The following is a 24,789-nucleotide window of genomic DNA, read 5'->3' on the forward strand; positions in this document are numbered from 1 at the left end:
TAGGCAAGCTCCGAGGTGCTCACTATTGTTGAGAGCGAGACGATCCTTCGTCCGCACATTTTTCCTAAGGAGTTGCTTATGTCCACGACTTTAGTTCCGTCCGTATCAACCTCCGTACACTACAACACGATTCGCATAGGGGACTTGGATATCTTCTACCGCGAGGCCGGCGCTCCGGATGCACACGTGCTGATTCTGCTGCATGGGTTTCCGACCTCATCTAACATGTTCCGCAATCTTGTTCCTCGTCTGGCCGGTTCGTTTCGAGTGATCGCACCCGATTATCCAGGATATGGGTTCAGCAGCATGCCGGATCGCTCGAGCTATTCCTATACTTTCGAGAAGATGGCAAAAATCGTCGAAGAGCTCACAATTAAGCTGGAACTGTCAAAGTATTCTCTTTACGTCATGGACTACGGCGCGCCTATCGGATATCGGCTCGCGCTACTCCACCCGGAAAAGATTGCGGGGCTTATTGTGCAGAACGGTAACGCGTATGAGGAAGGACTTCTGGAGTTCTGGGACCCGATCAAGAAGTATTGGAATGATGCCACACCGGAGAACCGTGCGGCTCTGAATTTCCTGGTGTCGCCCGACGCAACCAAGTGGCAGTATCAGAACGGAGTTAGCGATCTCTCACTTCTCGATCCCACGACATGGACACTGGATCAACTCGGATTGGATCGCCCGGGCAACGGGGACATCCAGTTGGATATGATGTATGACTACCGGACGAACGTACCGCTATATCCCGACTTTCAGGCGTTTTTCCGCAAATATCAGCCCCCGACTCTGATCGTCTGGGGCAAGAATGACCACATCTTCCCGGCAGAGGGTGCAGCTCCTTACAAGCGTGATCTTCCGAATGTTGAGACTCACCTGCTCGACACAGGTCACTTCGCCCTGGAAACTCACGGTGAAGAGATCGCTTCCCGTATCGAGAAGTTTTTCGCACGCCGCGGTTGACTGTTCGTGCCGCCTGACCGGGTATTAAAGGGCGGTCCGCCTACACGCTTCGACAGAAAGAGGCTCTATGAGCTTTGGTTCGCTGCTCTTCACACCCGAGGTCAAGAAGCTGCAAGAGCGTTTTGGGAGCCGGCAGCAGTACGAGCGGATGGAGAGATCCGGCCCGTCGCACGATCGCCTCACCGCTTTTGAGTCGGAGTTTCTGGCTGAACGAGATAGCTTTTACTGGGCGACAACAGGAGCCACCGGTTGGCCCTACGTCCAGCATCGCGGTGGGCCCAAAGGGTTCATCAAAGTGATCGGCGATCGCACTCTCGCACTGGCAGATTTTCGCGGGAACACACAGTACATCAGCACAGGAAATCTGCTTACTGATGGTCGTGTCGCCCTCATCATGGTCGATTATCCGCGGCAGGCCCGTCTTAAGATACTGGGACGCGTAGAAATCTTCGAAGGCGAGAAGGCTGCCGACTGGATAGAGCGCGTTCGTATGCCTGGATACAAGGCAGTCATCGAAAGGGTGTTCGTCATCCATATTGAAGCCTACGACTGGAACTGTCCGCAACACATCACGCCGCGTTATACGGCAGAAGAGGTCCACGACGCTGTGCATGCGACGGAAGAGCGGTTGCGCAGCGTGGAACTGGAAAATGCTCGGTTGCGGAAAGAACTCGCACACTTGCGGGCCAGCTAAACCCGATGGTGAGAACAATTGAGCTGACTTAGGAAGGGCCTAACGTCATGACCTCACGTCCGCCATTACCTCCGTTCACACAAGAGACCGCAATTCAAAAGGTTCGTCTGGCCGAAGACGGCTGGAACACGCGTGACCCCGAAAAGGTCTCTCTCGCCTACACTGTCGATTCAAGTTGGCGGAACCGTGCTGATTTTGCAAACGGTAGAGGGCAGATTGTCGCACTCCTTTCACGAAAGTGGACGAGAGAGTTAGACTACCGACTCATAAAGGAGTTGTGGGCGTTCCATGGAAGCCCTATCGCAGTACGGTTCGCGTACGAATACCACGATGACTCGGGAAACTGGTTCCGCGCCTACGGTAATGAGAATTGAGACTTCGACGAGCAGGGTTTAATGTTTGCGCGACATGCGTTATCAATGAGTTACCGATCACGTCAGCCGATCGCAAGTTCCATTGGCCCCTGGGAAGACGGCCCGACGAACATCCGGGCTTGAGTGCTCTGGGCCTCTAGTAGTCGACCCTGCTGTCAGAGATCCAATTCAACCTCTGACAGGGGAGTCGAACAGCAGATCAAAACGTTCCCCTCAGAAGGCCGATCAAGCGGCTCGGGTGAGTAGTCGACTCTGCCGTCGATCAGCCCGGACTCGCACGTGTGGCATACACCAACCCGACATGACCACCTGACAGGAATGGCGCAGGCTTCAGCGAATTCGAGAAGACTCCCATACCGCGAGTTCCACGGAACTGTGAGACCGCTCCGCGTGAAGGAAATCTTCGGGCCGGCGCCCGCGATTCCGGCAGGTTGATGGGGCGTCAGCGGTATAGTGCTCGCGATTCCCGGCGTCACTGATGGTCCCGCGCCGAATATCTCTGAATGTACGCAGGAATCACCAACATCCCAGGACTTCAACCCAGCAGTGAGATCCGCAAGGAAGGCGACTGGCCCACACAGATAGAAGTCAGCTGTTTTCGGTACGTTACGCTGTTCCAATAACGCGAGATTAAGGTGCCCTCGGACGTCGTAGTCCTTCCCCGCCTGATCTCCATCCTCTGGCTTGCTGTAGGCGACCAACGAACGGCTCCGGGAAAGGCTCTTCAAGAGCTTCCGTGCTTCCGCCGCAAATGGATGTTCTCTGCCATTGCGTGCTCCGTAGCACCACCAGATTTCGCGCTTAGAACCTGCTTCCGTGGCCGCAAGCGAATGAAGCATGGAGAGCACCGGCGTCGCCCCGATACCCGCGCTCAGCAGCACAACGGGTCTATCGTTCGGTGCAAGCGTAAAGCTACCTCGCGGCGCGCTTACCTGAAGTAAATCACCAACCTGAATGCGTTCATGAAAGTAGTTGCTGCCTGCACCATCCGCACGCTTCACGCTGACGCGATAGGTTCCCGCATCCTGTGGACCAGACATCGAATAGCTTCGCAGGATTGGAGCTGAGTTCTTGTCGAGTTCGAGCTTGAAGACCAGAAACTGACCAGCCAGAGGCGCCGGCAACGGGCTCCGATCCTCTGACTCGAGGTTAAACGAGCGCACGTCAACACTCTCTCGTTGCACCGCTGCGACTCGCAGTGGCCGAAACCCACTCCAGGCCGACGGGGGCGCGGAGGATGGGGCGAGGCCGGCATTGCCGCCCTGCTTGTCCGCCTCGACCAGAGCTTCCAACGATCCTCTCCACCCTGCACTAAGTGAAGGAATGCGGAGGGCACGTTCCAGTTGATCGCGCGGATGGCCAGGCAAGTAAAGCAGCGCATCGATCTCTGCGACACTGACTCGTTCCGGCCCATCAGCAACCTTGACGATCTCATCCCCCGCGCCGATTTGCCCTTCTTCAATCACGCGGAAATAGAAGCCCGGTCGCTTGTGCGAAACAAGCAGCGAGGGCATCTGGGGGCTATTCATCCGTATGCCGACGCGATAGCAGGTAACCCGCGGCTGAGTCACCTCGAACAGCGCAGCACCAATTCGATAGCGATCACCAATGCAGACCCCATTATCTGGAAGACCATCGACCGTTAAGTTCTCTCCGAACTGCCCGTACTCAAAATCACGCCGCTGAAAGTACGCCTCCCAGTAGCGATAGGAGTCGAGTTGATACACCATCACTGCTCGATGCTCTCCGCCGTGGCCCGCAAGATCGCCCTGCCCATCGCCGTCGAGGTTAAGACGCCGCGCCATCACCCTGCCAGGCATAGATCGTTTCCATATAGCTGTGCGCACGACCTTGCCTTGCCACTCGATGTCGCGTGGAAGACCGACGTTCACTGAAATGAGCGACGCCATTTGTACTCCCCCTGTGCTCTGAGGCTAAAACAAATTGCTTCTCGCAAATAGCTATGTGTTTCTATGAGTACCCGAACCGCTCCTTCCTTCCTGAGCACGCGCGGTGCACCACTAATAGAAAGACATAATAGGCGGCGCGGGCAATTCACGGCTACGATCCCATTACTGATGCAACAGTCGCGTCGATATCCGATGGTTAAATGGTGTCGATGCGTGCATCGTCAGGAGCGACATGAAGACCATCGGTATGCCGAACACTTCGCGCCGAAATTTTATCGCCGCCGCCAGCGTTTCCACTGCTGCTGCACTATTTTCCCCGCAACAGCTGGTGTCAGAAGACCACGGGGCCGTTCTAACTGACACAACTCCGCCGACAAAGTCGCTAGCGATGAAACTCCAGAGGAGCGACACGGCGGTAGTATTTATCGACCCTCAAAATGATGTGTTGAGCGAAAAGGGTCTCTCTTGGCCTCTGGTCCATGAGAGTCTGAAGGAAAACAACACCATCGAGAACATGGAACGCATCTTCAAGGCCGCGAAGGCTCAGGGATTCGAGGTGTTCATCTCTCCTCATTACTTCTTCCCCACAGACAAAGGATGGAAGTTCAACGGGCCTCTCGAAGCCGATGAGGCTACCTCCGGCTTGTTCGCACGCAAAGGGCGTTTGAATCTCGACGGATTCAAGGGGTCCGGGGCAGACTGGTTGGAGCGATTCAAGCCGTACATCGAAGACGGCAAAACCATCGTCGTTTCGCCGCACCGCGTATGGGGTCCAGAGACCAATGACCTCGTGCTCCAGCTGCGCAAACGCAGGATCAACAAGATTATTCTCGGTGGAATGCTGGCCAACATGTGTGTCGAATCGCATCTACGGGAATTGCTAGAGCAAGGATTCGAGGTAGCCGTCGTGAAAGACGCTACGGCGGGGCCGAAACACCCGGAATGGGGCTATGGCTATACGGCGGCTCTCATAAATTACGCATTTCTCGCCCACGCAGTCCTAACAACGGACGAAACGGTCAAGGCGATGGAGAGTGGTCAGCGATAGATTTCAAGCGAAGGTGAAGAAACTCAGTGAAAATTGCTATCGCCTCCGACCACGCAGGCTTTCCGCTTAAGCAGGAGATACTTGAGTATGTTTCACGGCTGGGTCACGATGTGCTCGATCTTGGCGCTCACAATACCGAACCTTCGGACTATCCGGACTTTGCGGCGGCGGTAGGCGCGGCGCTCATGGCCTCGTCAGCCGATCGTGGCATCCTAATATGCGGCTCTGGCGTCGGCGTCTGTGTTGCTGCAAACAAAATGCCGGGAATCCGAGCCGGTATATGTCACGACACGTACTCCGCGCACCAAGGGGTCGAACACGACGATATGAATGTCCTTGTCATAGGGGCCCGTATCCTCGGCTCCGCGCTCGCATTCGAGGTTACGCAAGGTTACTTGAATGCCCGATTTCAAGCGTCCGAAGAGCGCTTTGTCCGCCGCCTCAACAAGATAAAAGCCCTTGAGCGCCTCTACATGCCTGGAGCCAGGAGGCAGTGACCCGACTGGCCGTCAATGGATCTGCAATAGTGACCGCACGCATCCGATCGTTTGCACCTAACTTGCAAAGGGCTCAAACGGCCGTTGGTCGCCGAGCATCAAGAAAAGAGGGGAACTCATGTCGAAGAAGCTTGAAGGAAAGATCGCACTCGTCACCGGTGGAACAAGCGGTATCGGCCTCGCCACGGCAAAACGCTTCGTCTCAGAGGGCGCAAGAGTCATCATCACCGGTCGTCGCAAGGATGTGCTCGACGACGCCCTAATAGAAATCGGGCCCAGTGCGACCGGTGTCCAGGCTGACGCCAGCAACCTCGCAGACCTCGATAATCTCTACGCACAGATCAAGGAGCAGCATGGCCGTATCGATGTCCTGTTTGCCAATGCTGGAGGCGGCGAGTTTGCCACCATCGACAAGGTGACCGAAGAACATTTTGATAAAACCTTCGACACGAATGTGAAGGGCGTCTTCTTCACCGTACAGAAAGCGCTTCCACTTATGCCCGATGGCGGGACGGTCGTACTCAACGCCTCTATCGTTTCCGTCAAAGGAATGCCTGCGTTCGGCGTCTATAGCGCTACCAAGGCTGCGGTCCGCTCCTTCGCGCGCACATGGACCAATGAGCTCAAGGAGCGGCAGATCCGCGTCAATGTCGTGAGCCCCGGTCCCATCGACACACCGGGAGTCGACGGCCTCGCCCAGGATCAAGAGCAGGCGAAACAGCTGAAGGCCGGTCTGGCTTCACAAGTCCCTCTCGGTCGCATGGGTCATCCCGATGAGATTGCAAAGGCGGTCGTCTTTCTCGTCTCAGACGACTCCAGCTTCGTCGCCGGCGTCGAGCTTTTTGTCGACGGTGGTATGGTGCAGGTCTAGTTGTCGCATAAGGTCCGAACGTTTCTCCTGCTAATTCGCGTCACGGGATTTTTCTTTTCGAGAACAAAGTGCTGGCTCAGATAACAGGCTCACTTCTCACACAATCCACCTAATAACTGAAAAGGCAATAGGCGCACCTAAGCTGTCCGTCTACACATCTGACGACGATCACTAGTGCCTGGCTCCGTCTGAGGGATCGTCCGAGGCCTCGATTTTCGACGTCGAGACCATCCATTGAATGTCATAGACTCAACTACTGATGCGTCAATGTAGCAACAGCTTTAGCTCTTAAGGAACGCCAACAGGTCGGCATTGACCGTGTCCGCTTGCGTCGTGGGCATGCCGTGCGGGAAGTCTTTGTAAGTTTTCAGAGTTCCATTCTTCAACAACTTCACAGACAGCGGCCCTGCCGCGACATATGGCACGATCTGGTCGTCTTCGCTGTGCATGACCAACACCGGCACGGTGATCTTCTTGAGGTCTTCCGTGAAATCGGTCTGGGAAAAGGCCACAATGCCGTCATAGTGTGCCTTGGCGCCACCCATCATACCCTGTCGCCACCAATTTTGGATTACCGCCTCCGAGGACTTCGCGCCCGGTCGGTTGTAGCCATAGAAAGGACCGACCGGCAGGTCGCGATAAAACTGCGAACGATTGGCGGCGAGCTGCGCCTGGAGATCATCAAAAACTCCCTTAGGAAGGCCGACCGGATTGGACGCCGTCTTCAGCATGAGTGGCGGGACTGCGCTGATCAGTGCTGCCTTGCTCACGCGGCTTTCACCATGCCGACCCAGATAGCGGGTCACCTCGCCCCCGCCGGTGGAATGGCCGACATGGATGGCATCCTTCAAATCGAGATGTGCCGTAAGAGCAGCCAGGTCGTCCGCATAATGGTCCATATCGTGGCCATCCGCGGTCTGGGTCGAGCGACCATGGCCGCGCCGGTCGTGCGCGATCACACGATAGCCCCGGTGCAGGAAGAACAACATCTGATTGTCCCAATCGTCGGCGGACAACGGCCAGCCATGACTGAACACAATTGGCTGGCCCGAACCCCAGTCCTTGTAGAAGATCTCCGTGCCGTCCTTGGTTGTGATGGTGGGCATGTGGGCTCCTTTGAAGATTGGCAGTTAATGCTGCCAATTAAACCATAATCTCGTGCTTCAAGAGAAGAAGGCCATCAATGCTACCCGTAAGGTGATCACCAGTGAGACGGTCAAGTTCATAGTGCCCGAGGTCCTTGCTTCGAAGCCGGTTGAGAAGTTAATTTGCGCGTTTGCTGAGAAGGGCGCGCTCGTCTGGACCGAAATTGAAATGAGATCGCCTTGTCAACAGCGCGGCATCGGAGGTGTACCGTTGACCCGCAACGCGCGGGGCTATGAATCACACTTCGCTTGAGTTGGCGCAGATAATCTCGATGTTCAGCTCGGCCAGCGCACGTCCGAACGGCGTCATGCCTGCGCCACCCTTCGCGTCCCGGTTGATCCGGAACACGGTGTGCTTATCCGAGTAGAAGGCAACAGGGCAGCCGTGAGCGTCAAGATATTCGCGGAGGCAGTCGAATTAGGAGGACGTGCTCTCGCTCGGCACGAAGCGCAACTGCATCAGCTTGCCGGTGGCATCATCGATGAACACCAGCAGCGAACACGCCGCGCCACGCTCTTCGAACCAGCGATGGTCGCTGCCATCGATCTGGATCAGTTCGCCGTAGCTCTCGCGCCGGAGACGGGGCTGATGAAAGCTCCGGCGCTGCTTGCGCGACAGCCACAGTCCATCCTCCACCATCCACTTGCGTAGGGTCTCGCGCGAGACCTTGACGCCGTCCTTCGTAGCAGAACCTCCGCCGCCAGGCTCGGACCGAAGTGCGGCGCCTCGCCAAGACCTCAGAAAGGACTTCTATGCGTCGCAGTTCGTGTCCACTCATGCTGAAAAGATCCAATCTCCGCCTCCGTCATCTGTCGGAAGGGTAGTTTGGACATTTCAACTTTGCGCTTACAAATCCACTGTACATAAATTGCGTTATTAGACAAATCTCTTTTATATTCAATAGCTTACTAATGTTCTGGATCGCGCATTATCGGATTTGTCCCCCTAGTTATGGCTCAGGCTCTCCAAAGCTCCCACGAACCGTCCGAACGCCTGACAGCTCCAGCTACCAACGAAGGGTCCTTCCAAGGGAAGCTGGCGACGGTCAGCATGCCGTCTGCCAGATCGATGCGTTTCTCCATCCCGACACAGACCGCCTTAGAGGGCCTGCCCCAGAGCCATCTCCGATACGGGCCGTCCGAGAGACTGCGAAAAATCAACCGCGGCGGACTTGCTGACATCGTGGCTGAGATTCTCCGCGAGTGAGGCCGCACTGTTGGTATAAATCTGCGCGTCGTGCGAGGCCCGCGAGACGGACACATAGGCAAAGCGGCTGTTGATGAGTTCCGGGTGAACCTCCGTATCCACATTGATCAAGACACGCCCTGCCGTAAGTCCTTGTGAGCTGTGCGAGGTCACGGCGTATCCGTGGTCGAAGTGCCGCATCTCCCTGGGGTCGAAGGCAACTGTTTTCTCTTTGTCGTTATCCATGCGAACGATCATCCTCCCGCCCGCGTCGATCTGCTGGAGGGTGCCAAGGTCGCGGTTAGCGACAAGCAGCTCACGATTCGGCGCGGTGAACTGGATGCGGTCGCCTACAGCGAACTCCCGTTCGATCTCGCGGTACGCGCTGATACCACGCAACCGTGAAGGGTCATAGGCCACTTGCTCTCCGTTCTGCTTTTGCACGGTGAGGAGATTATCTTTCAAGTTCGCGGTAACGACCTGAGCATAGCTCCCGCCTCCAATGCCAAGCTCCTTGCTCCCACGGGTGTAATGCAAGACATCTCCGGCCTGATAGCGGGCGGCCCACGCTCGATCCGCGCCGGTCATATCGGAGCGCGGCGCCAAAACGCGCATGGAACGGTTTTCCATGTCCAATGCGCCAAGCGCCTGCAACTCTCGCCGCACGGCTTGGTTGATCTGACGGCGCGAAGCATTGTCAGGGGAGACGATGAGGGTGTTTTCAGGACGGGCGGCGTAGCTTTTTGCAATCGCCTCGATGCGCTGTTGCGGGTCTGTGATTTCGGTCACTCGTCCCTGCTGTTGAAGCATTTCTACACCGATTTTGGTCTCGCCTCTGGACAGGTGCTCCACGGCTTTTAATAGCTCGGGATCTTTCTGGCGCACGATCTGGCCAAGGTGGGCCGTTCGCATTCCCGCGTGCTGCAGCTGCTCGAACGGCTTCCCCGCATCCACACTTTGATGTTGGCGGGTGTCTCCGATGAGCAACACCCTGTCCTGGGGGCCGATCTTTTCGAGAAATTCCCGCATCTGTTTCGTCGATGACAGGGACGATTCATCAACCAAATAGAGATGCCTGTTTGTTCCATCGGCAGGTTGGCGGTTGCCGCGTGCGAGGAAGCCCTGCAGCGTATCGGCTCGGATGCCGGCGTCGCGGAGCTGCTGCGCCGCGCGAGAGGTCGGCGCAAAACCCTCGACCTCATAGCCGTTCCTTTCAGCGCCCTCCCGCACCACGGCCAGGGTCGTCGTCTTGCCGACCCCGGCACGGCCATGCAACCCCTGCACCTGGTCGCGCGACGTGAGGACGTGTTCGACGGCATCGCGCTGGACTCGATTGAGGTAGGGACGAGACTCAGTCAGCGGGATGGCCTGCTGAATTGTCATGATCTGCGGTGCGCGGTTATGGCCGTCGAGCACCTTCCGAATGATTTCTTTTTCCGCCTTGATGGTTTCGGCGGTGGTGAAACGTCGCCCCGTATCATGCTTCTCCCCGGCGATGACACGGAACTCGCCGGATGCGACCCGCGCCTCGAAATTAGCGCGCACCTCCGGGTAAGTCGTCTGTCCCATCCCGCGACGAATGGCATCAACAAAGAGCGCACGCTCATCGTGGACGGCCTCGCGCTCAAAGCTCCGATCGCGGGCGAAGGTCATAGCGGCTTGCGCCTGTCGCTGGCGCTTATCATAGGGCTGTTCTTGCGCGAGTTTCTGACGCCGCCCCTGTGCTTCCGCAACAACTCTGTCGGCCTGATTACCGAACTCAGCGGCGATCTGCCTGTGCGCTGCCATCACTTCGGCGGCCGACAGGATTTCCTTGCGGTCGCGGGTGTTGTGGGCGGCAATCTGCGCCGCTTCGGGGCCGCTGAACCCGCTGCGGGCTACGGCTTCGACGATCTGCTGACGACGGGGACTTGAGGCGTCGAGATATTCCTGAGTGAATCCTTTGATCTCCGGAGCGCCGCTCCTACCCGGTTCGATCTCGTACCCGAGATTGCGGAGTTGATAAGTGAGGTGCGATTGATAGATGGCCGTCGCATAGCTCTGCGAGTCAAAGAAACCGCGCTCCTGCAAAGCGCGTATCTGGCCGTTATCACGTTCGGTCATATTGAACACAACCGCATGGGTGTGAAGCTGAGGCGCTGCGTATCCATCAACCGGACGCGCAGTATCATGTTCGAACTTTGCGACCACAAACTGTCCCGTTGTCTCTGCGGGACGATTACCACCCATCCGGGCGTGCGTGTATCTCTCCAGTTCGTTCAGAGCCACCGTGACTGCTTCGCGGTGCGCCTCCTGCACCCGGTCATCGCCTCCGACAAGCGCGGTCAGTGAAACGGATTTTGGAGCAGAGAAGGTGGCATCCCACCCGGCGCGATGTTCTACCGGAGAAACGGTCTTGCCTGTTTCGGATTCGTACTCCTGCACCTTTCGATGACGCACCAACTGCTGGCCGGTTCGTGGATGTTGCCCTTCGGAGAGACGGGCAAATTCTTCTGGTCCTACAGAGCCCTCAAGCCCAAACTTGTCGACGAGCCTACCTTGCCATTCCCCTTGGATGGCATCGCCCTGCTTCCAATAGTTCTGCACAGCGGCGGTAAACTCTTTGGCGTGATAGCTCTGTGCCTGACTGGCGGACAACGGTTTCGAGATGGTCAGCATGGCAACTCCTCAACCCCGAAGAATGAGATTCTGTGGTTCCAGCGGTTCTGCATCGATGGCCACATCCTGCTTCATCTCGGGCGTTCTCGGTGCTTCTTGTGGTGGCGTGGCGGGCTCTGGCACCTGCATCAGCTCGGACGACGGAAGTTGGGTCTCACCGCCGCGCCTTCTTTGGGGATCGTAGGGAAGCTTATCGTCGGGCCGATGGCGCAGTTGAAAACCCTTGGCGACCTCCGGCATATCGAAGTACGGGAAGGAGAACCGTGTCACGTAGTTCTGATACTTCATATAGGCATGGAGATCGGCGAGGCCGGAAATTTCCGACTCCATGACCAACGGCTCGATCTGTCGGTCGAGCGTGAAGTTTCGTCCGGCGCGCGTGCCGTCGAAATGGGTCTCACGTAGACGCTCGATTTCAACTTTGCCGATGAACTTGCTCACCCACTCCCCGGCATTCGGCTCTTTGGTGGTGAGCCAAACGCTCGTGGCGGGCTGCGACAACATCACCTCGGCCAGATGGCCATAAAGGTATTCAAGCTGGGCCTTGCCCTGAAAGCCGAGTACGACCGGATTCCTGCTCTTGCGGTTCTCAGTGATGGCGGTATGGAGCTGCGGAAGCTTCTGCAGGCTGGCCAGCTCGTCGATGACAAACCAGACTCGCTTCTGGTCTACGGTCGGCTCATTCAACAGGCGCAACACCAGCCAATCAATCCATAAGCTTTGCAAGGGACGAAGTGCTTCGCGCTCCGCTGGGAGTGAGGTACGCAAGCGTGACAACTCGGAAGATCGAGCGTGCGCGATTACGACCAGATTCTCGGATGGGTTGACGTGGTAAATGTCGAAGCATTGATCCTCCGAAACGGCGATGCGTTCACCGTTATGTTTCGGAAGTTAGAGCGAACGCGCCTCGTCGTCTAATACTTCTTAACTATGGTGCGATGCCTTCTGTCTATGGAGCTACCCTGTCTGGTCAAACTTCAGAGGTAGCTGAGGCCGTGTAGCGCTTTTCTCTTTGCGGCGATGTTGCTCAGGCTTGTTAAGCAGAGTTTGGGCTATGAATGGTAACGCAGGATGTCGGGCATTCACTGAATAGACAAAGGCTGTATCACAGGTCCATGTGACCCCGCTAATGCGTCGAGTCGTGAGCTGAGAATCGATCTGCGTATCTTCGCAAACAAGTGCGATTCCATAGCCATCTCGGACCAGCAATTGAATATCATGTGGCGTTATTGCCGAGCACAAGATGTGAATTGTGTAGCCCTCCTCAGCGAACATTTCCTTGAGACGGGCGTGTGCTGATGGATGCCCCTCTGGATCTCGAAATATGGTCAAGCGCGGCACGAGCTCTTCAAGGGATACGGTGTTGTTGATTGCAAGTGAATCATCGCTACGCATACATGCGACCAGACAGGAACTGGAGAATTGATTTACGATCCACTCCGTCCCAATGATTGGCAGGGGCAACACAGCGCAGTCGAGCTCGTTTCGTTCGAGTCTTTGCAGTATCTGTGCCGTGTATCCGCCGGCCATTGACATGCCGCATTGCGGGAATAGCTTGTCATAGTTGGAACGGAACGACTGAAGATGCCTGGAGTTTACAAACGAAGAAAATCCCACCCTCAAGGATGGGATCTTTCCAAGGTAGACCTCTTTTGCGATGTTCAAGATTTGGAGTCTTCCCGATAGAGCGGAGATTGCGTAATCCACGACCATCTGACCAACCGGGGTTATTCGCACTCCCTCTCGCGTTCGCTGAAAGATCGGGAAGCCAATCTCTTCTTCGAGATCTTTGATCTGACGGCTCAGCGATGGTTGCGAAAGAAACAGCCGCTCGGCAGCGCGTGTAAAGTTAGCCGTTTCCGCAATTGCAACGATGTACTTAAGGTGCCTGAATTCGACGATGTCTGACATGTCCCATACCGCTCCGTGGGGGAATGAGAAACAAACTTGATGCGTGCGCGAAAGCTATGCAAATCGTCCATGAGTTCCATCGTTTGACGAGGGAATCACTTCTGTCAATAGGTCACCTTAAGGTGACCGTACGGCAATAAAGGGAATCCACCATAGCCCAAAGGCATCGCACCATAGACAGGAAGTATTGGACTGGCAGGCAAAAATCACAGAATCTGATGAGGAATTGAGGGGTGACCGGCTGTAATAGCCCCTCGTTCTGGCATTGCGAAAGGGCGATCTATGCAACCCTCCTCAATCAACGGCTCACTCCTTGAAATCGATCCGACGATCAAGAAACCGGTGGGCACGGAGTCTTGGGCACCCGCGCCGCTTCTCGACACGGACGCTGCAGCGTCGATCATGGGAATCCACTCAAAGACGTTGCAACGGTACGCACGGCAGAAAATTGTCCGCGGCATTCGCGTGGGCAAACTTTGGCGTTTTCGGGGATCGGACATCGAGGATTGGATTCAGCGTCAAGCTGCAAGTTAACCTTCGATTTCCACTGAACTCTGCCCGGCATAGCGGTAGGCTAGAGATAGCCATCCGTTGCGCCTGAACAGGAGGATTATGTCCAGGCGAACACGCTATCAACAAGGAAGCGTGCAACGCGAAAAGCGGCAAAACGGACCTGATGTTTGGATCTTCAGATGGCGGGAAGTCGGAGCAGACGGAAATAGTAAGTACCGTAAGGCTATCGTCGGAACCGTTGCAACACTGTCGAACGAAGCATCAGCTCTCAAAGCAGCTTTAGCATTGCGCATTGACGCCAACCAGCAAACCCCGCAAGCGGAAGGCGGGCCGAGTACAGTTTCCGATCTCATCGCTCACTATCGACTGAAAGAGTTGGTGAAGGGTGACAAGGAAGGCAAGGCGTACTCGACACGCGCTGCTTACGAATGCTACTTGAAGGTGTGGATCATCCCGCGTTGGGGAACACACCGGCTGGATCAAGTGAAATCCGTGGCCGTTGAAGAATGGCTTCGGAGCATCAAGCGGGCGAAAGGAACCAAGGCAAAGATTCGGAACATCATGAGTGCTCTCTTTACCCACGCGATGCGTTACGAATGGACTGATCGGAATCCGATGCAGCTCGTTCGGCAGAGCGCGAAGCGAGAGAAGATTCCAGAAGTTCTCGATTTGCACGAACTCCAGGTACTTCTTGAGACTTTGGCTCCCAGAGAACGGACGCTGGCTCTCCTCGACGCGGCAACCGGTTTGCGCGTGAGCGAATTGCTGGCGTTGCGTTGGGATGACGTGGATTTCAAGAACCTAGAGATTCGGGTGACCGAATCGATCTGGCATCAGGTTTTAGGTGTCTGCAAGACGGAGGGATCAGCTCGACCCGTTCCGATGGATGCCTACATGGCTGAGGACCTCCTGCGATGGAGAAAGCTCTGCCCATACCCGATGGAATCCGATTGGGTCTTTGCCAGTCCGACTATGCAGGGCAAACAGCCCTACTGGCCGGACAATCTTATGAAGCGCTACATCAAGCCCGCAGCTCGGCGAGTGGGCATCAACAAGAACATCGGTTGGCACACCTTCCGTCATTCCTTCGGAACAATCCTGAAGGCAAATGGGGAAGATGTAAAGACCGTACAGGAGCTCTTGAGGCACGCAAACAGTCGGATCACGCTGGACGTCTACACACAGGCGGTGAACTCCCACAAGCGCGCGGCTCAGAGCAAGGTTGTGAAGATGATGATTACGAATCTGGGTGAAACGAAGGGTGCCGCAGACCCTAAAATTGCTCAATAGGTTCTTATTGAACCCATATCGAACCCGGATTCGATTGTCACTCTGGGTGCCATACTAAGCTAAGTGCTTTGCTGTATGGCGGGGACGACGGGGCTCGAACCCGCGACCTCTGCCGTGACAGGGCAGCGCTCTAACCAACTGAGCTACGTCCCCACATTTCACCTTCGTTAGCGATTATATCTTACTCAGAACGGGCAGATATACGCCATCGCCAAAATCCTGGTTCGTTGTCTTTGAGTTCGGCTAAGGTCCTTTTCGAAGACCAGTACGTCCACTCGACGACAGTTGTAAGTCTATCAGATCAAGCAAGATTTTGATGGCCCGATTCGTTGTTAGCGAGCGTTTTTGTAGATGAGCTCGAGTAGCTCATCGTACATCGCCTGCCTCTCCTCCACCGATCCGCTGCGAATGGCCTGAGTCGCACAGTGAGATAGGTGATTCCGCATCAAGGCCCGAGCCACGGAGCGAAGTGCCTCCTGCACCGACGACACCTGGGTCAGAATGTCGGCGCAGTAGCGATCCTCCTCGACCATGCGCTGCAAGCCCCGAATCTGTCCTTCGAGACGTCGCAGACGGCGCAGGTTGGAGGCTTTGATCTCAGGATCCACTCCAGTAGCCTTGCGTTCCGATTCGCCTATCTCGCAGGCGCAGGAATCCACTACCGCGTTTCTAAATTGAAGATCTGTCTTTTTCGTAGCCATGGTTTTCCTTTTATTCAAGCTTCAGCCGTCGCAATCGGAGGCTATTGGTGACAACACTGAAAGAACTGAGCGCCATCGCCGCGCTGGCTATCACCGGGTTCAACAGCAAACCGAACGCCGGATAGAGCGCACCAGCCGCAACCGGAATCCCAATCACGTTATAGACGAAGGCCCAAAACAGATTCTGCCGCATCACGCGCATCGTGCCCCGCGATAGGGTTATCGCTGCTGCGACGCCAGTAAGATCGCTCCGCATCAGCGTTACGTCTCCGGCTTCCATCGCGATGTCGGCGCCACTGGCCATCGTCAGCCCCACATCAGCCTGTGCGAGTGCAGGAGCATCGTTAACCCCATCTCCGACCATCGCGACAACTCGACCTTCCGCTTGAAGACGTTTGACGGCCTCCACCTTGCCAGCAGGGAGAACGTCCGCAATCACCTCATCGACGCCAACCCTCTGTGCAATAGCATGAGCGGTGCGTTCGTTGTCGCCTGTAAGCATCACCACGCGAAGCCCCTCGTCGTGCATCTTGCGAACAGCGTCGATGGAGCCAGGTTTGATCGTATCTGCAACCGCGAGAACGGCGGCCAGTCTGCCCTCGATCGCAATCCATAGTGGAGTCTTTCCTTCCTCCGACATCCGCTCTGCGCTAGAAACCATCGGCTCAACGAGGACACGGTTCTTGTTCATCCATGCAGTATTGCCGATCAATACAGTCTCCCCATCGACGACTCCCGCCACGCCAAGTCCGGGAAGCGATTCAAACTCCTCAGCCTGAGGCAGATTCAAACCTCGCGCTACGGCGTATTGAACGATGGCTTCAGCGAGAGGGTGTTCGCTGGCACGTTCCAGCGCGGCCGTAACGAGCAGGACATGATCCTCGAAGTCATTCGGGCTTTGCGTGCTCGCCACATCGTCATCGCTAGCAGCGAGAAAAACATCAGTGACCTCGGGACGCCCCGCAGTGATCGTCCCCGTCTTGTCGAGCACAATAGTATCGATCTTCTCCAATCGCTGAAGAGCCTCTCCACCTTTGATCAGAATCCCATAGTTGGCTCCCCGTCCTGTCGCTACCATTACAGCCGTCGGAACAGCCAGACCCATCGCGCAGGGGCATGCGATCACAAGCACGGTGACAGCAGCAGCAAATGCCTGCATCACACCGTAGTGAGGCGCGAACAACCGCCACGCGGCGAAGGTAACGATCGCAATCGCCAGCACCGTCGGAACAAACACCGCGCTGATGCGATCCGCGATGCGTTGAATCGGAGCACGAGATCCCTGGGCCTCGCGCAGGAGGCGCACGATCTGTGCCAGTGTGCTGCCCGCTCCCAGGCTGGTCGCCCTATACTGCAGCGATCCCCGCTGATTCAGCGTTCCTCCCATCACCCTGTCTCGAGCCGTCTTCTCAATCGGCAGTGACTCGCCTGTGAGCATCGACTCGTCCACGCTACTCCTGCCCGCGATCACCTCTCCATCCGTAGGAATTCGCTCGCCAGGCCGCACCAGCACAACATCGCCACTCTGGATCGACTCCAACGGCACGCTGCTCTCAATACCTTCTCGCAGAACAGTCGCAGTCTTCGGTTGAAGCTGCACAAGCTTTCGCAGTGCGCTTGCCGTCTGCCCCTTCGCCCTGCTCTCCAGCGCATTTCCAACCAGCACCAATCCAATGATCAGAGTCACCGCTTCAAAATAAACATCGGGGGCGATGCCGCGTGCCACAAAAAATCCCGGAGCAATCGTACTGGCAGCCGAGTAGAGATATGCGGCGCCGGTGCCAAGCGCCACCAGCGTATTCATATCCGCCGTCTTATGCAGAAGAGCAGACCATGCCTTGGTATAAAACCGTCGCCCCGCCCAGCTCAAAATGAATGTCGCAAGCGCAAAGAGGAACCAGCGAATCACGCCCGGATCAATTCGATACATCCAGGGAAGCGCGCTGCGCAACAGTGGATCAATCACCCGTATGTTCCAACTCATCAGCGGATCTTTCATCCGCTCCATCCCGTCCGCGCTGTCGATCGTCATGAGTGGCGACATTAATGGCATCGACAAGAGCATGGCCACGCCGCCAGCGATCAAGCTTGCCACGGCCTTCACTCGCAGTTGCCGATACTCCCTCAGCTGCGCCTCGTCGTGCTGCTCCTGCTCTTCAAGAACGGACCGGTCTTCGACAGGGAACTCCGCGCCGTAGCCTGTGCTTCGAATCGCATCGACCAGCGCAGAGGTCGAAGTCGCGCCTGGATCGAACGTCACCGTTGCATTGTGCAGCATCAGGTTAACCGTCGCATCCCGCACCCCAGCCTGGCCGGCAAGCTCTCGCTGAAGAAACGACTGACACGCCGCGCACGTCATCCCGGAGACAGGAATAGTGACCTGCTCTACCGGTGTCGTGACTACGGCTGAAGCTGAGGCCAAGACTCCCTTGGCCTCAGCTCCGTCTTTGATCTTCAAACTACCCGACATCGCTTCCTCCCACAGTTACTTTTCACTGCGTACCGTAAAGCCGATCCGGTTGACCGCACCGACGATCTTCTCCACCGTTACCCGCTTCGGATCGAACGCCACCCTGGCCGATCCAACCTCGACCGAGCTCACCTCAACCCCATCGATCTTTCCGAGAGCATCCGTCACCCTGCGAACACAAGCTCCGCAATGCATTCCTTCAATCGACAACCCGAGCGCTTCCCGCATGAAATCACTCCTCTTCAGGGTTAGATGCAAAATACCCCCTGGGGGTATCAAAAATTATAACCTGCGCCAGAAGCGAAATGAAGTGTCAGGCAGCCACACATTGCATCCAGCCCGCCGCTCCCATACACTGTCTAAGGTCCTAAAGAACTTCAACGGGCGGTTAGCTCAGTTGGTTAGAGCGCCTGCCTTACAAGCAGGATGTCGGGGGTTCGAGTCCCTCACTGCCCACCAATAATCAATAATTAGCAGGTCTTCCCAAACATTGGTTCCATGCAAGTGAAAGAAAAAGCCTCCACAAACAATCTGGGAGGCTTCTGAATTGTGCGGGGAGATGTCTGTTATAGTCCGGCACAGTGCCAGTAAATCGGATCGTTGAGCTTCATCTTCTTGTGAAGGCCTTCCTGCCATGTCAAACCCTGAATGCTACAGGACCGAACGCCAGTATGAAGAAGCCACAAGGACGCGGTTAGCTGCCGAAAATGATTTAGAGAGCTCTTCTCCAAACGCATCGCCTTTTGCCGTGCGCAGCGCAAGGTTTCAGACAGCAAAGCGTGAACAGACTGCAGCCATGGAGATTCTTAGAGAGCACCGGCGCAGCTGCTCCATTTGCAACGCCAAGGGCATACCGGACTAAGCTCCTGGAGCGACTAGCAATTAGCTAATGTGCGTCGAACGTTGTCCGGAAGTCAGGAGCTTCGCAGGTTCTCGATCATGGCCAGCACATCAGCCGAGTCCACCACGAAGCGCGAGGTGCCGTCCATTGAATCTGCATCCTCCAACACCCAGCGACGCTCGTGTTGCATACTGCTGGCTTCGCTCCGACGCAGAGAACCATGAAAGTGGCTGGCCCCAGTCGCACGAGCCAGGGCCTTTGCATCCTTAATACGCAGACCGCCGCCGACGGCGATATCAATTCTTCCGTCAGCGAGCTTCACCAGCCGCGCCAGCTTGTCCACTCCCGAGAGTACATCAGGTTCGCCACCGGAGGTGAGAACACGCCTGCAGCCAGTCGCAATCACGTCTTCCAGAGCCTGCTCCAGCGAGTCGGTGTAATCGAAGGCGCGATGAAAGGTGATCTCGAGCGGGGCAGCCAGTTCTACAAGCTCGCGCGTCCGTTCCGAGTCCACCGTGCCGTCGGTGCGAAGTATGCCAAGCACAAAGCCGCTCGCTCCGAGACCGCGCGCATGCAGTAGATCCTCCCGCATGAGGGCGAACTCATCGTCCGTATAGTCGAAGTCGCCGCTTCGAGGCCGCAAGAGAACATGAACGGGAAGTCCGCTGCGTAGAACCGCTGCGCGCGTCAGCGCGTGACTAGGCGTAAGACCGCCTTCACTGAGCGCGGTGCACAGTTCAATGCGATCAGCCCCGCCTTCGCGCGCGGCCAGACAAGCCTGAATACTCTCGGCACAGAGTTCGAAGATAATCTTGCGCATCAACTCACACGAACCACAGGAGTTTTTCCGATCCTTGAATTTTTTAGTTAGCCTGGCCATCCTGCAGAGAGGCATCCTACAAAGTTGCCCTTATTTATATACAGGAAAAATTCATAAAGTGGAAATTTTAGTCTCAAATAATCAAAATTATGAGAGATGTGGATCGAGAAAGTCAACTCATCGCCTTTAGCGTCAAGTCGAAGAGTGTCTAACGCTATTCATCCAGCTTTCGGCAGTTCTCCAATCCTCGCTCGCCATAGCGCACCCAGGATGGGATCGACAGTGCCGGGCAGAACCTTCAGGGAGGAGTACCGGCGTAGCAGAGCTTGAACGATTCCGTCGCGGATCGGTGCGACATGTTCGAGGATGCTGCCGGTGAACGCAAGGTTGGGAACCCATCCCGGACGGTTCTCCGATGCCTCACGCCGCAGCCGCTCGATGACCAGATGCGCAAGGTGGGCCAGCTCTTCTGCTTCGCGCTGAAGAACGTTCTGCGCCACAGCGTCTCCCTCCTCAGCGCACCTCACCACCAGGGGAGCAAGGCGGGTAAAGTCCGGAGCAGGGATCTGGTTGGCGTATCCGATCAGCGACTCGAGATCGGGAAGCTGCCACAGATCAAGAATCGCCGGCAGCAAAGTGGTCTTACGCTCTTCATCGATGGCAAAAAAAGTATCGCGCAGCGCCTGATGCCCGATTCTGTTGCCGGATCCCTGATCAGCCAGCACCGGTCCCCAACCGCCGGCAGTTGTCAGAGCCCCCGATAGAAAGCGCCCGGCGACGTTCGAGCCCGTACCGGCCATCACAAGCACCCCCGGCCCGCCGAAGAACGCAGCATCGAGCGCGATCTCCACATCCCCAACCAGGACCAGCGAGCCCCCAACGCGCTCCGCAAAGGCTTCCCGTATCCAGTCGGTTACCAGCGCCACCGTGACGCCGGCCGCGCCAACACAGCTGCGTGTGACCGATCTCATCGACACGCCGGTCAACGCGGTCAACTCAGCAAGTGCCTTATCCAGATTCTGCGCCGCAGTGTTAGCGTCGGTGCGCATCAGTTTGATGGTGCCGCCCCGCACTCGCGCGAGTTCGCGGGTCTCATCTGCCAGTACATACTCCGTCTTCGTGCCGCCCAGATCCAGTGCCAGATAAAACGCCAAGCGTATTCCTCTTCTCTCTCACTTCAAAAAAATAGTAACAACAGAAGACAGCATATTTGTTTCTGCCCGAGACGGTCTTGCAAAAAGGATGCGGCAACCCCAGCAGAGCCACCCATCAAGAGGCAAGGGCAGAGCCGAAGCCCTGCCCTTATGGTGAGGAATTACTGTTGCCGATACTCCCGAAAAACAGCACCGCAAACCGTGTTAGAACCTGTAGTTTGCCGAGAACTGCAGATGCCGTTCTGAAGATCGTACCGCTTGTTGAATACCGTTCGCGGGACCCTGGTTCGAGATGTTGCCAAAGTTGGCCCCATCGTTGATATTCACATCCGGATTGCCGTAGCTCACGATATTGAACGCGTTGAACGCGTCGAACCGGAAGCCAAGAGTCTGCTCGCGAAACGTGTGAAAGTCCTTGAAGGCGGACATGTCCACGTTCAGGTATCCCGGACCACGTGTGTTGCCGTTCCGTGCGGTGCCAAAGGTATTCGGTGCTGGCACGCCGAAGGCGCACACACCGTTGTCGACACCTGGCGTCGTACATGGGATCGCAGAGGGATCGGTGCCGTACCAGTTGTCGATGCTGCGATGAACAATCCTCAGTTTTCTATACTGATTCGGCCTCGAGTTTCCGAAGCTGTTCGAATTGTTGCCAGGACCGTTCGTAGTCTCAGGGAAGCCCGAATACGCCACACCAGCCACCGAGAGCTTCCATCCCCCGATCGCCTCGTCGGCCCAGCGGTTCACGCCGGAGAGGTATTGTTTTCCATGCCCGAACGGCAGCGCATAGACACCCGTGCCGCTGACATTATGTTTTACATCGTAGGCTGCGGGACCCCAGTCTGCGGCACTGTCGTAGTAGTTCTGAAACGCGCCCTGCCCGTAGTTGGTAGCACCCGAGGTGTTCACAGGATAGTTGCCCGCGCTATTGGTCAGCGCCTTGGCATAGCTGTAGTTCAGCGTGAACTCCAGTCCGTGGCTGGTCCGCTGACGAAGCACTGCCTGGAGCGCCTGATAGTTCGAAGATGCACGAGACTCTGTGATAAGCAGCGAGCCGGATCCGATGCTCACCGACGGATCGATAGCATTGATGCCGATGAAAGGATTGTTGTAGTAGGGAGCCGAGGTCTGATCCCCATTGACCAGGTATTGATTGAGGTTGCCGTAGTCTTCGATGTGCTGTCCCTGTTCGCCGAGATATCCGACCTGAAGCGAGAGAGTATGGCTCACCGCGTACTCAAGGGTGAGGTTCCACTGCTGAACATAGGCAGGCTGAATGTCCTTCGGGTAGACGTTGAAGGTACCGCCAAAGGCGACCGTGCCGCTGGCGAAACCCTGCTCTGCGGTACGCGGGGTACCTGGATTCCCGGGTGTTGGCGCGACGACGTTGACATTGACGGCCTGGATAAACGGTGTGATGGAGGTGAGACGTTGGTTGGACGAGTTGCCCTCAAAGAAGCTGGTCGCGCCGTATCCACCGCGAACGACGAGGCGGTCGTTTGCCTGGTAGGCGAACCCGAGTCGCGGAGTCAGTTGCCGGTAGTTGGCGTCGTAGCAGGCATGGTTGCTGCACAGCCCTGAACCAGCCGGTGCTCCCGCAGGAATATGCCCGGCGTAGATCACCCGTCCCGTAGCAACATCGATGTTGCCCGTCTTGTCATTCGACTCCACCCACGGCTGGTCATACTCGTAACGCAGGCCGATGTTCAAGGTGAGATTCGGCAGGGCCTTGAAGTCGTCGTTGACGAAGCCGGCAGCGCGCCACTGTCTCTGTCCGACGTTTACGCTGGCCAGGGTGGCGGACGCTGAACTCACGCGATCGAGCACAAAGTCCGCACCGCTGTATCCGCCGAGGCCGTCAGGGCTGTCTGGAGAGGGATTGCTTGTGAAGTTTCCGGAGTAGCCAAGTGAACCCAGAAAGCCATTGTTGTTGCTGGTCGGATAGTTATTCTGATACCGGATAGCCTGCACGCCGATACTGAGCGTATGTTTTCCGCGTTGCCAAGTAAGGTTATCGATGTAGCTGTAGGTGTTGTCGATAAGACTGCCGTTGTTGCTCGCATTGTTTCCGAGAGTAGAGAACCCCGCGTCCTGGTTATTCGCCGGACCCTGGGCGGTAAATCCCTGGTAAGCCTGATTGGGAAACGTGATGCCCACCACAGAGTTGCCGTGAGTCCCGAACACGCCCGTAGTGTCGACCGGCAAGCCTTTGCTCCAATTGACGCGCGTATAACCGATACGCGCCGAGTTGACGATCGCCGGGGAGAAGATGTGAACCCAGTTCGCGCCCGTCACCTTGGTGGGATAGACGCTCGCGCCGGGGAAGGAGATCGGCAGAACCGAAGTCGAACCATCATAGGCGGTCGAGATGGAGAAGAATCCCGTGATCTTGTCCGCAGAGCGCGGATCGTACTCGATCTTGATATCCCCTTGGTTGTTGGCCTTGTAGCTCCGGGCCGGTCCCTGAAGGTTGTTATTGATGATGCCGTCCGAGGGGGTCGCATTGGGAAGCGGGTAGAGCTCCGGATGAGCGAAGAGATACTTCGCAACCGGATTCACAATCGGTATACCCAGGTTCCCGGCGTAAGGCGCAAAGTTGTTCTGCGGATCGTAGAGTTGCTTGTTGCCATTGAGCAGAAGCGCGGAGAAGTCCCCGTTCCGCATCGCCTGGGTGAAGACACTGGCTTGGGAGATGCCTCCACTGTGCTGGCGTGATCCGAGGTAGTCGACGAAGAAGAACAGTTTGTCGCGCTTGATGGGGCCACCCAGGGTCCCACCGAACTGCGACTGGGTGAACGGGTTGATCGGGAGGATCGGCGTGGCGTGGTTATTCGTCCAGGAGTTCGCGTTGGTCTTGGAGTCCTGTACGTAACCATACGCAGAGCCATGGAACTGATTCGTGCCGCTCTTCAGTACACTAATGACGCCCGCTCCATTGACGTTCCCATAGTCCGCAGGTGAGTTCGCCGTGATTACCTTAAGCTCCTGCAACGACTCCGGAGCAGGGCTGTAAGCGATCAGGTTGTTGAAGCTCTCGTTCAGGTCAATACCGTCAAGCGTGTAGTTGTTCGCCTGGGCACGGTTTCCGTTCAGATTCACCGAATCCGTATAGAAGAGACTGCGCTCAATGCCAGTCGTGCCCGAGGTTCCGACAGAGCTTACCGCACCTGGAACATACAGAGTCAGCGCAGAGAAATCGAGACCATTCAAAGGAAAGTTCTCAATAGTATTCGTTGTAAACGTACCGCTGAGCGTAGCGTCATTGGTGTTCAGAATTGGAGCCGCCTCAGAGACATTCACTACCTCCGAAGAAGCTCCCAGCGACAGCTTCACATTGAACGTGACCGTCTGCAGAACCTCGAGCTGAAACGCCGGGATCGTCTCTTTATTGAAGCCCTTCGCATCAATCGTCACCTCATAGGGGCCGATCGGCAAAAACTGAACTCGATACAGCCCCGCCGAATTTGTTGTCACAGTCGAGTCCACGCCCGTATCCGTGTTGTGCGCCACTACGCTCGCTCCCCCAACCAGAGCGCCACTCGGGTCCGTCACCACGCCAGTGATCGTTCCGGTGACAGTTTGAGCCAGCAGGGTCTGCGAACAGAGGAGCGCCGCCATGGCAATCACGACCCAGGAGATACGGTTAATAAACTTCATCTTTTGCGCTGCTTTCATCATTTGAACGACTCCAGGGTGGCTGTAGGACATGGGAGGATCCGCGCAGCGTAAAACGGCTGGCC

The 24,789-nt window shown here is 56.5% G+C and carries 19 protein-coding genes, 2 tRNA genes and 1 pseudogene; 9 read left to right on the top strand and 13 right to left on the bottom strand.

Features of this window, described 5'->3' with window-relative positions; genetic code table 11:
• Positions 1–78 precede the first annotated feature (78 nt).
• From HDF10_RS14785 to HDF10_RS14795, 3 genes are all read left to right on the top strand, one after another.
• The gene (locus tag HDF10_RS14785) at positions 79–966 is read left to right on the top strand and encodes an alpha/beta fold hydrolase (RefSeq protein WP_183814663.1); all 888 of its coding nucleotides are present in this window, start codon (positions 79–81) and stop codon (positions 964–966) included.
• 67 nt (positions 967–1,033) lie between these two features.
• A complete protein-coding gene (locus HDF10_RS14790; protein ID WP_183814665.1) occupies positions 1,034–1,660 on the top strand; it encodes a pyridoxamine 5'-phosphate oxidase family protein in 627 nt (208 codons plus the stop codon).
• Positions 1,661–1,707: 47 nt separating this feature from the next.
• Positions 1,708–2,034, top strand: a complete 327-nt coding sequence (locus HDF10_RS14795; protein WP_455685153.1) for a DUF1348 family protein — start codon at positions 1,708–1,710, stop codon at positions 2,032–2,034.
• A gap of 155 nt (positions 2,035–2,189) precedes the next feature.
• Here HDF10_RS14795 and HDF10_RS14800 read toward each other — a convergent pair whose 3' ends face one another.
• A complete protein-coding gene (locus HDF10_RS14800) occupies positions 2,190–3,854 on the bottom strand; it encodes an MOSC and FAD-binding oxidoreductase domain-containing protein (protein WP_260177908.1) in 1,665 nt (554 codons plus the stop codon).
• 322 nt (positions 3,855–4,176) lie between these two features.
• On the opposite strand from HDF10_RS14800, the gene HDF10_RS14805 reads away from it, so the two are divergent.
• The 3 genes from HDF10_RS14805 to HDF10_RS14815 all read left to right on the top strand — a co-directional run bounded on the left by HDF10_RS14805 (position 4,177) and on the right by HDF10_RS14815 (position 6,360).
• Positions 4,177–4,992, top strand: coding sequence for a cysteine hydrolase family protein (locus HDF10_RS14805; protein WP_183814669.1), 816 nt, complete (start codon positions 4,177–4,179; stop codon positions 4,990–4,992).
• A gap of 26 nt (positions 4,993–5,018) precedes the next feature.
• Entirely contained in the window at positions 5,019–5,489 is a 471-nt protein-coding gene (gene rpiB / locus HDF10_RS14810) for a ribose 5-phosphate isomerase B (RefSeq protein WP_183814671.1), read from the top strand.
• Positions 5,490–5,607: 118 nt separating this feature from the next.
• Entirely contained in the window at positions 5,608–6,360 is a 753-nt protein-coding gene (locus HDF10_RS14815; protein ID WP_183814673.1) for a glucose 1-dehydrogenase, read from the top strand.
• A gap of 281 nt (positions 6,361–6,641) precedes the next feature.
• Here HDF10_RS14815 and HDF10_RS14820 read toward each other — a convergent pair whose 3' ends face one another.
• The 5 genes and pseudogenes from HDF10_RS14820 to HDF10_RS14840 all read right to left on the bottom strand — a co-directional run bounded on the left by HDF10_RS14820 (position 6,642) and on the right by HDF10_RS14840 (position 13,260).
• Positions 6,642–7,466 carry an alpha/beta fold hydrolase gene (locus HDF10_RS14820; RefSeq protein ID WP_183814675.1) on the bottom strand — a complete coding sequence of 275 codons (825 nt, stop codon included), beginning with the start codon at positions 7,464–7,466 and terminating at the stop codon, positions 6,642–6,644.
• A 283-nt stretch (positions 7,467–7,749) separates the two neighbouring features.
• Positions 7,750–8,222, bottom strand: a pseudogene (locus HDF10_RS14825) (transposase family protein); the annotation flags it as partial.
• 382 nt (positions 8,223–8,604) lie between these two features.
• Complete coding sequence (gene mobF / locus HDF10_RS14830) at positions 8,605–11,349, bottom strand: MobF family relaxase (RefSeq protein WP_183814677.1); 2,745 nt, start codon at positions 11,347–11,349, stop codon at positions 8,605–8,607.
• Between the two features lie 9 nt (positions 11,350–11,358).
• On the bottom strand, positions 11,359–12,117 hold the full coding sequence (locus HDF10_RS14835) for a type IV secretion system DNA-binding domain-containing protein (RefSeq protein WP_406706457.1): 759 nt from the start codon (positions 12,115–12,117) through the stop codon (positions 11,359–11,361).
• 189 nt (positions 12,118–12,306) lie between these two features.
• Complete coding sequence (locus HDF10_RS14840; RefSeq protein ID WP_183814679.1) at positions 12,307–13,260, bottom strand: LysR family transcriptional regulator; 954 nt, start codon at positions 13,258–13,260, stop codon at positions 12,307–12,309.
• A 282-nt stretch (positions 13,261–13,542) separates the two neighbouring features.
• On the opposite strand from HDF10_RS14840, the gene HDF10_RS21455 reads away from it, so the two are divergent.
• Positions 13,543–13,794 carry a helix-turn-helix domain-containing protein gene (locus HDF10_RS21455; RefSeq protein WP_183814681.1) on the top strand — a complete coding sequence of 84 codons (252 nt, stop codon included), beginning with the start codon at positions 13,543–13,545 and terminating at the stop codon, positions 13,792–13,794.
• Positions 13,795–13,872: 78 nt separating this feature from the next.
• Positions 13,873–15,063 carry a tyrosine-type recombinase/integrase gene (locus HDF10_RS14850; protein ID WP_183814683.1) on the top strand — a complete coding sequence of 397 codons (1,191 nt, stop codon included), beginning with the start codon at positions 13,873–13,875 and terminating at the stop codon, positions 15,061–15,063.
• Between the two features lie 76 nt (positions 15,064–15,139).
• On the opposite strand, the gene HDF10_RS14855 is transcribed toward HDF10_RS14850, so the two are convergent.
• From HDF10_RS14855 to HDF10_RS14870, 4 genes are all read right to left on the bottom strand, one after another.
• Positions 15,140–15,216: transfer RNA gene (locus HDF10_RS14855), tRNA-Asp, on the bottom strand.
• A gap of 179 nt (positions 15,217–15,395) precedes the next feature.
• Positions 15,396–15,764 (bottom strand): metal-sensitive transcriptional regulator, encoded by a 369-nt coding sequence (locus HDF10_RS14860; protein WP_183814685.1) that lies wholly within the window; start codon positions 15,762–15,764, stop codon positions 15,396–15,398.
• Between the two features lie 10 nt (positions 15,765–15,774).
• The gene (locus HDF10_RS14865; RefSeq protein WP_183814687.1) at positions 15,775–18,234 is read right to left on the bottom strand and encodes a heavy metal translocating P-type ATPase; all 2,460 of its coding nucleotides are present in this window, start codon (positions 18,232–18,234) and stop codon (positions 15,775–15,777) included.
• A gap of 15 nt (positions 18,235–18,249) precedes the next feature.
• Positions 18,250–18,462 (bottom strand): heavy-metal-associated domain-containing protein, encoded by a 213-nt coding sequence (locus HDF10_RS14870; protein ID WP_183814689.1) that lies wholly within the window; start codon positions 18,460–18,462, stop codon positions 18,250–18,252.
• A gap of 154 nt (positions 18,463–18,616) precedes the next feature.
• Between HDF10_RS14870 and HDF10_RS14875 the strand changes: the two genes are divergently transcribed.
• Positions 18,617–18,693, top strand: a tRNA-Val gene (locus HDF10_RS14875).
• Positions 18,694–19,148: 455 nt separating this feature from the next.
• On the opposite strand, the gene HDF10_RS14880 is transcribed toward HDF10_RS14875, so the two are convergent.
• From HDF10_RS14880 to HDF10_RS14890, 3 genes are all read right to left on the bottom strand, one after another.
• A complete protein-coding gene (locus tag HDF10_RS14880; RefSeq protein ID WP_183814691.1) occupies positions 19,149–19,955 on the bottom strand; it encodes a copper homeostasis protein CutC in 807 nt (268 codons plus the stop codon).
• 158 nt (positions 19,956–20,113) lie between these two features.
• On the bottom strand, positions 20,114–21,049 hold the full coding sequence (locus HDF10_RS14885) for an N-acetylglucosamine kinase (protein WP_183814693.1): 936 nt from the start codon (positions 21,047–21,049) through the stop codon (positions 20,114–20,116).
• A 204-nt stretch (positions 21,050–21,253) separates the two neighbouring features.
• On the bottom strand, positions 21,254–24,727 hold the full coding sequence (locus HDF10_RS14890) for a TonB-dependent receptor (RefSeq protein WP_183814695.1): 3,474 nt from the start codon (positions 24,725–24,727) through the stop codon (positions 21,254–21,256).
• Between the last annotated feature and the right edge of the window lie 62 nt (positions 24,728–24,789).

It is taken from the genome of Tunturiibacter empetritectus (assembly GCF_014201375.1).
GTDB lineage: Bacteria > Acidobacteriota > Terriglobia > Terriglobales > Acidobacteriaceae > Edaphobacter > Edaphobacter lichenicola_D.